Source organism: Leptolyngbya sp. CCY15150, assembly GCF_016888135.1.
Lineage (GTDB): Bacteria > Cyanobacteriota > Cyanobacteriia > RECH01 > RECH01 > RECH01.
The window spans coordinates 60,827-73,363 of record NZ_JACSWB010000277.1 but is presented as its reverse complement, the minus strand read 5'-3'; the positions used below and the strand labels follow the sequence as shown (position 1 = coordinate 73,363).

General features: G+C 55.4%; 11 protein-coding genes. 4 read left to right on the top strand and 7 right to left on the bottom strand.

Annotated elements, in window-relative coordinates:
- The first annotated feature begins 99 nt into the window (after positions 1 to 99).
- Complete coding sequence (locus tag JUJ53_RS20525; protein WP_204153892.1) at positions 100 to 309, top strand: hypothetical protein; 210 nt, start codon at positions 100 to 102, stop codon at positions 307 to 309.
- A gap of 57 nt (positions 310 to 366) precedes the next feature.
- The gene (locus JUJ53_RS20520; RefSeq protein WP_204153891.1) at positions 367 to 3,519 is read left to right on the top strand and encodes an efflux RND transporter permease subunit; all 3,153 of its coding nucleotides are present in this window, start codon (positions 367 to 369) and stop codon (positions 3,517 to 3,519) included.
- A gap of 258 nt (positions 3,520 to 3,777) precedes the next feature.
- On the opposite strand, the gene JUJ53_RS20515 is transcribed toward JUJ53_RS20520, so the two are convergent.
- From JUJ53_RS20515 to proS, 3 genes are read right to left on the bottom strand one after another with little or no spacing between them, the layout of a single operon-like run.
- Positions 3,778 to 4,395 (bottom strand): GerMN domain-containing protein, encoded by a 618-nt coding sequence (locus tag JUJ53_RS20515; RefSeq protein WP_204153890.1) that lies wholly within the window; start codon positions 4,393 to 4,395, stop codon positions 3,778 to 3,780.
- Between the two features lie 19 nt (positions 4,396 to 4,414).
- Positions 4,415 to 5,179 carry a DUF2993 domain-containing protein gene (locus tag JUJ53_RS20510; RefSeq protein ID WP_204153889.1) on the bottom strand — a complete coding sequence of 255 codons (765 nt, stop codon included), beginning with the start codon at positions 5,177 to 5,179 and terminating at the stop codon, positions 4,415 to 4,417.
- Positions 5,179 to 6,987 carry a proline--tRNA ligase gene (gene proS / locus JUJ53_RS20505; RefSeq protein ID WP_204153888.1) on the bottom strand — a complete coding sequence of 603 codons (1,809 nt, stop codon included), beginning with the start codon at positions 6,985 to 6,987 and terminating at the stop codon, positions 5,179 to 5,181. The genes JUJ53_RS20510 and proS overlap by 1 nt, the downstream gene beginning before the upstream one ends.
- A 155-nt stretch (positions 6,988 to 7,142) precedes the next feature.
- Between proS and JUJ53_RS20500 the strand changes: the two genes are divergently transcribed.
- Both JUJ53_RS20500 and JUJ53_RS20495 read left to right on the top strand, forming a co-directional pair.
- Positions 7,143 to 7,871 carry a response regulator transcription factor gene (locus JUJ53_RS20500; protein WP_204153887.1) on the top strand — a complete coding sequence of 243 codons (729 nt, stop codon included), beginning with the start codon at positions 7,143 to 7,145 and terminating at the stop codon, positions 7,869 to 7,871.
- Positions 7,872 to 7,880: 9 nt separating this feature from the next.
- Entirely contained in the window at positions 7,881 to 8,177 is a 297-nt protein-coding gene (locus JUJ53_RS20495) for a TIGR02450 family Trp-rich protein (protein WP_204153886.1), read from the top strand.
- Here the strand turns inward: JUJ53_RS20495 and JUJ53_RS20490 are convergent.
- From JUJ53_RS20490 to JUJ53_RS20475, 4 genes are all read right to left on the bottom strand, one after another.
- Positions 8,158 to 8,589 (bottom strand): hypothetical protein, encoded by a 432-nt coding sequence (locus tag JUJ53_RS20490; protein WP_204153885.1) that lies wholly within the window; start codon positions 8,587 to 8,589, stop codon positions 8,158 to 8,160. The two genes, JUJ53_RS20495 and JUJ53_RS20490, sit on opposite strands and share 20 nt — an antisense overlap.
- Positions 8,590 to 8,720: 131 nt before the next feature.
- Positions 8,721 to 9,080, bottom strand: coding sequence for a phasin family protein (locus tag JUJ53_RS20485; RefSeq protein ID WP_204153884.1), 360 nt, complete (start codon positions 9,078 to 9,080; stop codon positions 8,721 to 8,723).
- 129 nt (positions 9,081 to 9,209) lie between these two features.
- Positions 9,210 to 9,680, bottom strand: coding sequence for a hypothetical protein (locus JUJ53_RS20480; RefSeq protein ID WP_204153883.1), 471 nt, complete (start codon positions 9,678 to 9,680; stop codon positions 9,210 to 9,212).
- A gap of 195 nt (positions 9,681 to 9,875) precedes the next feature.
- Positions 9,876 to 11,213, bottom strand: coding sequence for an ABC transporter substrate-binding protein (locus JUJ53_RS20475; protein ID WP_239125242.1), 1,338 nt, complete (start codon positions 11,211 to 11,213; stop codon positions 9,876 to 9,878).
- Between the last annotated feature and the right edge of the window lie 1,324 nt (positions 11,214 to 12,537).

The window sequence follows — 12,537 nt, the reverse complement described above, 5'->3', positions numbered from 1 at the left end:
TCGACAGTTGGGATCATCTGCTCACCTTCATGCTGGAAGGTCTAGAGCTAGACATCCCGCCCAATACCAGTTGAATCGTCATACTGAGAATTGCTGGTCTTGCCCCGGCCTGATGGCAGCAGTGCGGTCTATGTGGTGCAGGCGGATGAAACCGTCACCGCCCAAGCGATTACGGTGGGCGACGTTCTGCCTGGGGAGTCTCCGAAGATGGAGGTACTCCAGGGGCTGAATCCGGGCGATCGCATCGTCGTAGCCGGTGCTTCTTATCTCAACGAAGGCGATCGCGTCGCCATCATGCCGAACGAATAGCGATGCCGTCCCCGTCATTGCTGCTCCATCGCTAGGACATTTTCTGGAACTTGGGTTATGCAACTTTCTGCTTGGTCGATTCGCAAACCAGTCCCTACTTTAGTGGGGATTTTGGTCTTCATGGTGGCGGGCTTGATGGCCTTTACCCAATTGGGTATCGATTCCAATCCTAATATTGATATTCCGGCGGTGAGCATCACCGTTACCCAAGCCGGTGCGGGGCCCTCAGAACTCGAAACCCAGGTGACGCGCAAGGTGGAAGACGCGGTGGCGGGGCTGGGCAATATTGATGATATTAATTCTGTGGTGACTGACGGCAGTTCTACGACCACCATTAGTTTCGTGCTGGGCACCGACAGCGATCGCGCCACCAATGATGTGCGTAATGCCATCGCCCAAATCCGCCAAGACCTGCCCGAGGAAATCAACGAGCCGGTGGTGCAGCGGCTAGAATTTGCTGGCGGCCCGATTATGACCTATGTGGTGACATCGGAGCAGCAGTCGGTGGAGCAGCTCAGTAACTTAGTGGATCGCACCATCAGCCGGGAGTTGCTGTCGGTGCCAGGGGTGTCCCAAATTCGCCGAGTTGGGGGTCTCGATCGGGAAATCCGCATCAACCTCAGTCCCGAACGGCTGCAGGCGCTAGGCATTACGGCCACCCAAGTCAATGATCAAGTTCGCGCCCTGAATGTGGATTTACCAGGGGGGCGATCGGATGCGGGAGGCAGTGAGAATAATATTCGCACCCTCGGCAGTGCCGACACGGTGGAGGCCCTCAGCGCCTACCCCATTGGTCTGCCTGCAGGGGGAACCGTGCCCCTGAATGCCCTTGGGCAGGTAGAAGACAGCTTTGGCGAAGTGCGACAACAGGCAAGATTTGTCGATACAGCCCTGCAATCCGAAGCCTTGCCGGTGGTAGCCTTTTCCGTCCTGCGCAGTACCGGCAGCACCCTCGTTTCCGTGGAGGAAGGCGTGCGGGCAGCCGTGGAACGGTTGCAAACGACCCTACCGGAGGACGTGCGGCTGGAGTTAGTGGTTACCCAGGCGGATCCCATTCGCCAGTCTTCAGCGGCCACCCAGGGCGCGCTGGTGATGGGGTCTATTCTCACCGTGATTGTGGTGGGTCTCTTTTTGCGAGATTGGCGACCGACGTTGATCACAGCGCTGGCTTTGCCGCTATCGATTGTGCCTACCTTTCTGGTGATGCGATCGCTCGACTATACCCTGAATGGCATGACGCTCTTGGCCCTAGCCCTGGCTATGGGTAACCTGGTGGATGACGCCATTTGCATGATCGAGAATATTGATCAGCATTTACAGATGGGTAAGAAGCCCATGCGGGCTGCCCTAGATGCCTCGGCGGAAATTGGCTTTGCGGTGATTGCCACCACGGCGACGATTGTGGCGGTATTTGTGCCCGTAGCTTTCATGGGGGGCGTGCCCGGTCAGTTTTTCCAGCCCTTCGGCATTACAGTAGCCGTGGCCACGATGTTTTCTACCCTGGTCGCCGTCACAGTGACACCCATGATGGCCGCCTATCTGCTCAAACCGAGTACCCAGGCACCGCGCGCCCGCTTTTCCCCAGAAGTAGCGACTCCATCGCGATCGCGCCCCCGTACCTATCGAGGCATTATTACCTGGGCATTACGCCATCGGTTGGTGACCTTAGCGATCGCCCTACTCTTTTTCATCGGTAGCCTGCAACTGGTGCCCCTCATTCCCACGGGTCTCTTCAGCGCTGGGGATACGGGCTTGAGTACGGTATCGATTGAGTTGCCCCCCGGATCGCCTCTCAGCGAGACCGATCGCTTGGCTCAACGGGTCACCCAGCAGGTGCAAGAGCATCCGGCGGTGGCGTCCGTGTTGGTGGAAGTAGGGGGTGATGGCTCCGATGCAGCTAAGCTAACCATTAACCTCAAACCTCGCGCCGAGCGACAGGTGCGGCAACCAGAGTTTGAGCGTGAGATGCGGCAGCAGTTTGGCCAAATCCCCGGCGCTCGCATTAGCTTTGAAAGCCAGGGAGCGGCGGGCAACAGCCAAGACCTCAGATTGGTGCTCACCAGCGAAAATGCTGATGCCCTCACCGAGACAGCGATCGCCCTTGAACAACAGATGCGACAGGTCACGGGTCTCGTGGACGTCAACTCCAGTGCTAGCCAAGTGCGTCCAGAAATTTTGATTGTGCCCGATCCCCAACGAGCAGCCGACTTGGGCGTCACGGTGCAAGCGATCGCCCGCACGGCATCCATTGCAACGATTGGGGCCACCGACGCCAACTCCGCCAAGTTTGACCTCCCCGATCGCCAAATTCCCATTCGCGTGCAGCTTAATCCAGACACCCGTAGTGATCTCGACACCCTGCGCAACCTGCGGATTCCCAGTCAGTCTGGTGCGATGGTGTCCCTATCTGCCGTTGCCGATATTCGTCTCGGTAGCGGCCCTGCCACCATCGAGCGCTTTGACCGGGCTCGGCAGGTCACCCTCGGTGCCAACCTAGAAGGTCTATCCCTTGGAGAAGCCTTTGCCCAGGTCGAGACCCTGCCCGCCCTGCAAAACCTCCCGCCGGAGGTTGCCCAGCGACCCGCCGGGGATGCGGAAATTATGCGAGATATTTTCTCGCGATTCCTCCAGGCTCTGGGTACGGGTGTCCTCTGTATCTACGCTATCTTAGTGTTGCTCTACAACGGATTTCTCTATCCCTTTGTGATTTTAACCGCCCTACCCTTATCCCTCGGTGGCGCGTTAATTGCCTTGATGATCACTCAGAAAGAGCTTGGGTTATTTGCCCTCATCGGCATCGTATTGCTCATGGGGTTGGTGACCAAAAATGCCATTTTGCTGGTAGATTCAGCCCTAGCTAATCAGCGAGACTATGGGATGCCCCAGTTCCGAGCCGTGATGGAATCCGGTGTATCGCGCCTGCGGCCGATCTTGATGACTACCTTTTCCACTATCGCGGGTATGATACCCATTGCCCTGGAAATTGGTGCAGATGCTGAAACCCGCAGTCCTATGGCGATCGCTGTTATTGGCGGCATGGTCACTGCTACGCTACTTACCCTGGTGGTCGTCCCGGTGATTTTTACCTACATCGATGGTTTTCAGTGGCGTATGGGCCGCTGGCTGGGGAGCGATCGCCTTGAGGAAGAATCTGCTACGCCTGTCCATAGTCATCCATCCATCGACCCTGATCCCCAACCGCGCACCTAGCATTCTGGTTAACCCATGTTGATCGGTAGGACTCACCTTACCTGTCGATCAACTGAACGGGTGACAACGTACCTAGAGAGAGGGGACAGGAGTTTTAGCTCCCTTCTCCCTGGGGAGAAGGGCTGGGGATGAGGGCAAATCATCTATCGATTCAGCAATGCCTTAGGGACAAGTTCACACCTTACCTGACGCTGGCTGTTGCAAGTCAGTCCATCAAGGCTGCTCTCTTGACGTTACGTCTCTTGGCCAGCTTGGTGATTACAAGGAGAAGTTTTGATCAAAGTCGGTGCGGGTCATGGGTTGATCGACGATCAGTCCTTCGCCGCCGAGAAGTTCTAGGGGTTCGCCATCGACGGAAATCCATACAGCGGCATCGGCATCAAGGCTGGTGGCGGTGTAGATCACCTGTCCGAGGCGACCTTGCATGGAGGCGCTGCCGCCGCCTTGGGTAAATTCGGGGGAGAGGCTGAGGTAAACGCCGTCATCTTCAACGGAAAGTGACTGGAGGGTGGTGCCGTCGGGGATGGCGGTGAACACGTTATCGGTGTTGAGATTGCCGGATAACAGTTGCTCGAAGGTGCTGGTTAAAACTGTTTCGGGGTCGCCATCTGGAATTGTGATCGCGCTAGGGCTGAGCAGGATGGCGTCGCCGTCGAGGGTGAGCAGGTAGGCTTGGGTTTCAATCTCCTGAGCGGGGTCGGGGGTAACGGTGTCGGGGTCAGGATCTTGGACGGTCGTTTCGGCTGATTGGAATGTGGCCACGCGCCACCAGATGGTGCCACCGCCGACGAGGAGTAGGCCGGCCAGGATAGCGATGAGAAGTTTGCGGGGGATGGCGGTGATGGAGGAACGGGAAACGTGACGATCTTCAGTCATGGGGGACTCCTTGGTAAAACTAGTCGGCGGGCTCGATCATGAGGAAACCAACAAGGCTCAGTTGGTCTGCTTGGATGTCGAGCTGAAGGTAACGGGCGATGATGCCCTGGTCTTCTAGACGGCTCAGGTCGAGCTGTTGTTCTAGGATCTGGTCAACGGCGTTGGTGATGGTGTCCGGGACGGGCTGATCGTCGATGCTCAGATCCAGATCCGCTACCTCTAGCCTAGATCCGGATTGTAATCTCAGGGTAAATTCGGCGGCGATCGCCACTGGATCTGTATCACTTTGCAACACAACGTCGAGGCGCAGGCGGTTATTGCCGATGAATTGGAGTTGGGGATTGAGAAAATCCTCAAGGGCAGCTTCGTCGTTGCTGAGGGACTGGGTGAGCGATCGCAGTTGGTCTAGGACGTAGGGCGAGGTGAGGGCCCGGTCTAGGTCATCCTGTGTGATCACCAGACGCAGGGCGGCGCGTAGGGGTTCCTCTAGGGTGAGGGTGCCACGGCGCAGGTCGGGGGCATTGAGGTGGATGGGATCGGTTTCGATGTCGAGGAGGTGGATGCGCACGTCTTCGACGGGGTAGAGGCCGCGGCCAGCGATGCGGACGCGATCGAGGGTGCCGTTCACCAACTGGTAGCTGGGGGTGTTGTCGATGCGGACGTCAAGCTGTTCGGCATCGTGAAGCTGATCCTCAAGGGCGGTGGTGGTGACTTGGTCGATCACCACCCCGCCAGCGGAGAGGACGCTGATGAAGCCAGTGAGCAGGACGGTGATCAGTTCCATCAGGCGTTAAGGGCGTCGGCAACCCATTGTTTGAGGGTGGGGACAACATCGGCGAGGGCTAGCTCTTGGGAGCTACGGTCGGCGCGTTGGACGACTTCTACCTTACCTTGCTTGAGCGATCGCCCGGTGACGACGCGGAAGGGAATGCCCACGAGTTCGGAGTCTTTGAATTTGACGCCAGCTCGTTCATCCCGATCATCTAGGAGGGTTTCCACCCCGGCGGCGTTGAGGTCGGCGTAGAGCTGTTCGGCAGCGGCCATTTGGTCGGCATCGGTGACGTTGGGCACGACGACGATGGCATGGTAGGGGGCGATCGCCACCGGCCAGATGATGCCATCTTTGTCGTAGGATTGCTCGACGGCGGCCTGGGCGAGGCGGGAAACACCGACGCCGTAGCAGCCCATGACCAAGGGCAGGTCTTCGCCCTGTTCGTTGGTATAGGTGGCTCCTAGGGCTTGGGAATATTTGGTGCCCAGTTTGAAAATGTGGCCGATTTCGATGCCGCGCGCGCTTTTTAGGAGTTGGCTGGGGTCATGGAGGGCGCGATCGCCAACCTGGGCTGTGCGCACATCGACGACGGTTGTGGGCCGAGGAACTTCGCTGCCCCAGTTGGCTCCCACAACGTGGTAGCCGGACTCATCGGAGCCGGTGACAAAGTTTTCCAGATCGGTAGCGGTTTGATCCATCAAGCGCAGGAATTTGGGCGCGAGGTTGGCGGTGGGTTGAATGTAGTCGTCGGCCAGACCGGGGGAAATGTAGCCGAGGGGCAGGGGTTTGGCGGCCCAGGTTTTCTGCTGGTCGGCATCGGGTACGGTGAGGGCAATGACAGTGTTGCCGCCGTAGGTGGGGGCCAGTTTGGTGAGCTCGTTGGTGAGCTTGACTTCATTGACGTCTTGGTCGCCGCGAATGTTCACCAAGACGAGGACGGCCTGGCCGTTGTCGAACGTGGCTTGGTACAGGACGTTTTTGACAATCTGGGTGGGGGAGCAGTTGAGAAATTCGCAGAGGCTAGCGATGGTGGGGGTGTTAGGGGTTTGGAGTTTTTCGTAGGCGGTGTAGGCGGAGGGCAGGGCATCAGCGGGGCGGGAGACGGCTTTTTCGACGTTGGCGGCGTAGTGGCCATCGTCGGTGTAGAGGACTTCGTCTTCTCCAGCATCGGCTAGCACCATAAATTCCTGGGAGCCAGAACCACCGATCGCTCCGGAGTCGGCATCAACGGCGCGGAAGGCCAGACCGGTACGCCGCAGAATGTTGCAGTAGGCGTCGTGCATGGCGCTGTAGGTCTGATCCAGGCTGTCGGTGTCGGGATGGAAGGAATAGGCGTCTTTCATGATAAATTCGCGGCCGCGCATCAGGCCGAAGCGGGGGCGAATTTCGTCGCGGAATTTGGTTTGGATCTGGTAAAGGTTGACGGGCAGTTGGCGATAGGAGCGGATTAGGTCACGGGCGATCGCGGTGATCACTTCTTCGTGGGTGGGGCCAAGGCCCAGTTCTCGCTCTTGGCGATCGCCTAGGGCAAACATGATGCCTTCGGCTTGGGTGTAGGTATCCCAGCGTCCCGATTCGCGCCAGAGTTCGGCGGGCTGCAGTTGGGGCAGCAGGCATTCCTGGGCACCGGTAGCGTTCATTTCTTCGCGGACAATCTGCGACACTTTTTGCAAGACGCGCCACATGAAGGGCAGGTAGGCGTAGAGACCGCTGCCGATGCGGCGAATGTAGCCGGCCCGCAGGAGTAACTTGTGGCTAGGAATCTCGGCTTCGGCTGGATCTTCCCGCAACGTGACAAAGAGCATCTGAGACAGCCGCATGATTGCTTCCCTTTTCTAAGACTGGAGTTCGATATTTCAGTCTAGAGCATTCGCTGCCCCAATCGTGTGTGGATCTGGGGTGGTGTTCCGAACAACAGGTCTCTGCAAAAATACGGCATACTGAAACCAACTATCTATATCTATATGATCGATTGATGAGTAAGATTCGAGTTGTGTTGGTTGAAGATCATGATTTGACCCGGGTGGGGCTGAAAACTGCACTGCAGCAATACAGCCAGCTTGAGATCGTGGGGGATGCAGCGGATGGACAGCGCGGGTTAGCGCTACTCCAGCATTTGAATCCGGATGTGGCGATCGTGGATATTGGTTTGCCGGACATGGACGGCATTGAGGTGACGCGCCGCTTTAAGGCCCAGCAAACGGCTGGGGATGAATCATTGCATGACGGGCAGGGGGGAACGAAGGTTCTCATTCTGACGATGCATGACAGTGAGGATTCGGTGCTGGCGGCGTTTGCGGCGGGAGCCGATTCCTACAGCGTGAAGGATGTGAAGCTGGATAAGCTGGTGGAGGCCATTGAGGCGACCCACCAAGGCAATGCTTGGATTGATCCAGCAATCGCTCGGATTGTGCTACAGGAAACCCAAAAGCCGCGACCGGATTTGGAGAGCGATCGCCAAACGACGATTGATGCTGTCAGCCCTCAGTATGAGGAGCTGATTGATGCGGATCCGTTGACAAATCGGGAGCTGGAGGTGCTAGAGCTGATCGTGGCGGGGCACAACAACGCAGCGATCGCGGACGCACTCCAAATTTCGATTGGCACGGTGAAGACCCATGTGCGCAATATTTTGAGCAAGCTCTGTGCTAGCGATCGCACCCAGGCGGCAGTGCGGGCGTTGCGATCGGGTTTGGTGAGTTAGGACGGCAGTATGGCGAAGAAGCAACGATTTCCCCACCTACTCGGTTCAAAATGGACGTCGCTGCAAACCACTTGGGGATGGCGACATTTCCAGGTGGTGAATCGCAAAAATGAGCAAGGTTGGGTGTTTGCAGAACTGGTGGCGTCTTGTGACCCAACGGTGCGATTTTGGCTGAATGCCAATGCCCTCAAGGATCGACATCTATGGCAGGCGGGCTGGAAGACGCGGGAGGCGATGCGATCGCTTCAGCCACCGTCCGATGTGTTGATGGATGAGCTAGATGAGCCTAGTCAAGAGGTAGGTTAGCTTCCCAATCGGGACAGGTATCACCATCCCAGCCGTAGGGATGCATGCCGCAGACGAGGAGAGTGCTGCCATAGACTTGGCCGTGGTAGTGCTGGCAGCCGATGCAGGCTGGATGGTGATTGCTGCTGGGCTGCACCGGTGGATACATGGGATAGAAGAAGTCGTTGTCTAAGGGTTCGTCTAGGTCTAGAAAGGTCTCTAGGATTGGATCAAGCCATTGACTCACTTGGCTGTCGAAGTCGTCGAGCTGGGGGGCGATCGCTGCTTCCAGGTCGTTGACGAGGGTGGCGGTAGACTCCATCAAAAAGTCAGCCACTTCGTCCAGTTGCTCGGAAACATCTTGGCAGAACTGTTCGACTTGGTCTGCCATATCGTCCCAGGCTTTCCACCAGTCGTTATACCAATCGTTCATTGTTTTGACCTATAGCAGTGCGGTTGGGCCTTGGCTCCACTCAGCCCAACCGGTCAGTTGTGTGTTAGGGCTAGCGATCGCCCTTCAGGGATCGAAGCGGTGTGCATCGCAGGGGCGGAGTGAGCCTGTGGCTAGGAATCTTTCTTGAGGCGGTTGAGTTCATCACGCAGTTGGGTGACTTGATCGCGTAGAGAGTCAACGGCTTCGGGGCTAGGTTCATCGTCATCGGAAAGGATTTCGATGCGACGGGGTTCGCTAGGACGCTCGGCTGTGGGTGGTTTGGGAGCTTGCTGAGCCTTGCTCACCATTTCGTCTACCATCCGCTTCGCTTCTTCCGTGTTCATTTCACCCCGAGCCACCATTTCATCGGCGAGCTTTTGGGCCTGCGATCGCAGTTCCGTAAAGGTCGTTCCTGCTTTTTCACCGGCATAGGATGCGATGCCAACGCCTAAATAGAATGCTTTTTGCACCAAATCGCCAAAACCAGGCATAGGTTGTACTCCTTCGAGTCAGAGAATATCGCCTGTTCCCAAAAAGGTTGAGGCATCTCCTCCAGCATAGGAAGAAATGCCTCGCTTTGCCCACTTCTTGGACAGGAGTCTCAAAGGGAGCGATCGCGTTTAGGATGGAACGTCGTCTACGGGCATGGGGCTTTCTTCTGCCAGGGTTTCTTCAATCCCTTGCTTGCGGTAGCTGTGGTAGGCAAAGGTGCCGCGCACACCATGGATGAAAGCCAAAATCAGGAAGATGACCACGATAATACCGCCGGTTGGCGGGCCGGTGATCGACCAGATATATAGTTGATTGCCTGCGTAGACTACTAAGCCTAGAACTGCAGCAATGCGAGACATGCGGCGAATACCAATGGCGATCGCCACAAAGATGCCGACATCGATAAATGACCAAGCGCTGACAGGGAGACCTAGCGTTCCACCTGTCGCGATCGCAATGATGGCTACGATACTGGTAATAACCGCGACAACAACAGCAGCCCAAAATCCTTGCTGGGCTACTTCACGGGCACGTTTGATGGAATCAATGGCTGGCCAAAAAGCATTTTGCTTGGCCTTGGGTTCGTTGGGTTGGTCCATGGGGGTGATGAATGAATACAACGTTAAGCGTTTTGGGGGCAGTGTTTAAGTGATGTCAAGCAAAACTAGCGATCGCTCTGTTTTCACAGTGATTCTAGAACGATCTCAATCCGTTGAATGTTAAGTTTCCCAAGGCGATCGCCCTGGGAAACTTACGTAGTTAGCTACTCGATCAGGTGGGGGCTTTCCTGATTGTTAGCCGCCAATTTCAATGGTTTCTTGAACCTGAATGGCCCCATCATCGCCGACAGTCCAAATATCGTAGCTGCCTACCACATCGCCTTGGTCATCCAAATCGACTGGGCCGCTAGCACCTTGGTAGTTGATATCTTCTCCTTGACGGATGAGTTCTAGAGCTTCGCAAACATCTGTCACTTCAGTGCCAGGCGCGTTCGCAACGTTGCGGATGGCATCGCGGATAGCGGTACCGCTAGTATCGCCGGCTGCTTCTGCCGCTAGGGCAATGAGAGCGGTGGCATCCCATGTGTTGGGATCAAAAACAGAGGGGTCGCGGTTAAAGGCGTCGTTATAGATGGCGGTGAATTGTTCTAAGCCAGGGCCGCCAGCACTGGGCGCGGTGCCCATGACGCCAGAAATGACGAAGCTGCCGTCGCTATCTTTGCCGACCAGTTCAGCGATGCTGGCATCTTTCATGCCATCGGTCAGCAACACTTGGGTCTCGCCATCGAGAAAACCCTGCTCAAAGGCAGCTTGCAGAATGAGACTGCCGGTCTCAGGATAGGCAACGAGCAGGACAGCATCGGGGGAACCATTGAAGACGCTGCTGACTTCGGAGTCGAAGGAGGAAGCATCGGGGGGATAGAGGGTGGGATTGTCTTGGTTGACGACGGTGCCCCCGAGGGCGGTGTAGGCTTCAGCGAAGGACTGAACCAGACCGCTACCGTAGTCGTTATTAATTGCGATGACGGCAACGGTTTCATACCCCTGATCCATGGCTAACTGGGCCAGGGCTTGGCCTTGGAAGGTGTCGGGCGGTGCCGTGCGGAACCAGTAGCCATCAAAGTCACCGGCTTTGGCTTGTTCTGTGAAAACGGGGCTGGTGGCAGAGGGGGAAATTTCGACCACTTGGTTGCGAACGGCAATGTCAACAGCAGCGCTGGAGACGGAGCTAGCAGCAGCTCCCACAACGCCAGAGACTTGATCGACTTCGGCAAGTTTACTCATAGCGGCGGCCCCAGCGGCCGGATCGGTTTGGTCGTCTTCAGAAATGAGCTGCACGGGTTGCCCTAGAACACCGCCGCAACCGTTTACGGTTTCGACTAATAAGGTGGCGGAATCTTGCATCGGGCCACCATATTGGGCCAGGTCGCCGGTGATCGGCAGCAGGGTGCCAATTTTCAGCGCTTCGCTGCTGGCAGCGGTGTCGGTCGTATCGGCAGTATCGGCAGCATCGGAATCAGCGCTAGGAGCCGTTTCGCCGCAGGCTCCTAGGGTGAGGGCAAGGGCGATCGCTCCCCACAACATGGGCGATCGCCGATTGAAGAAGCTGAATTTGTAATGGTTTTTGGACATGGTTTTTACCGATAAATTTATTGGGCTGATTGTTAGCGTAAATCTGAGTGGGATCTTTTACCAAAAGAATACCTAGAACTAAGAATGATGGGCAATATAGGCGATCGCTATCTTTGTTAAGAAATTCAGTCTTGAATTAATTTTTGAAGTCTTAACCTAAGTCTTAAGTTGAATTTTTAAGTCTTAAGTTAAGACTAGTAACAAGATTAAGCGTCTCGTTTTGAGATAAAGAATTTGGTGATTGCGCAAATGGGCGAAACGGAGCGATCGCTTTTGACTGGATAACGGGAGATTGAAGAACGGCGTTTTTGTGTTCCCAAAACTAGGGAGCGATCGCTTGCAAACAAGGTCTTATATCAATACAAATAGTCTTGAAATGAGTCCTAATTTAAGACTATTAATCTCTTAGTTATATATGGCTATCTTAATGTGAGTCTATTGTGTTTGTTTTAGGTCTATTTCTAAGAATTAATGTCTTGATTTAAGGCAATTCAAGCAGCAAATTTTGCCTGGATTTTCCCCCTAAAATCCGCGTTTTTTGGGTGGTAAATTGGATACACTTCAGGGGTGATTGAGGTGAGTTGGGGGCGATCGCCAACCCGATCTACAGGCCAAATTGCCTGGATCGTGGTCGGTGTTCAGAGGACGGAGGGGAGGCGATCGCCCTAGAATTGCCCTGAAATGACCCTCAAAAATTTAGTCCAATATTAGTCCAGTAGACTTTTATTCCAGGTCAGGATTCTCCAGATTGCTTACAAAACAAGGGTTTTATAGGGATAGAGGGCTGCTGATTGTTTGCGAATACCGCAATTAACCCGATGGACTGTAGCCCCCCTGAAGCGCCGCTGAGGTTGCCCGAGTCCTGAAAGATCTCCCCTCCTGCCCACCCCCTCACAGCCCATGGTCGCAGTCATCTCTCCAGGATTTCAGAGCCCAATCTATGCCCCAATATTTGGCTAGCCAACATGCTTGCTAAGTGACAAGTCTGGGGGCTTAAAAATGCTGCAAAAAACGTCTCAGCAAAACACTTTTGTCCTTCGATCAGGATTCTGTTTTGCGATGTCGGACATGTTGTTCTGCGATCGCAGAACAGTCAACCCTTCTCGCTATAGGGTCAACCCTTCAATGGCGTGACGATTAGCAAACATCCCGCGCCGCAAATGTACTTCACACCTAAGCATCCACATCAACATTCAGACCAACGTCCATCCATTGGATCAACCTTGGCCTGATAGATGACATCGAGAATGTAGGGAAACCCACACCAAATTTAGACCGATAAGTCGTGCGATACATTGCACCGTCAATCTGTAGTTAGGCATGG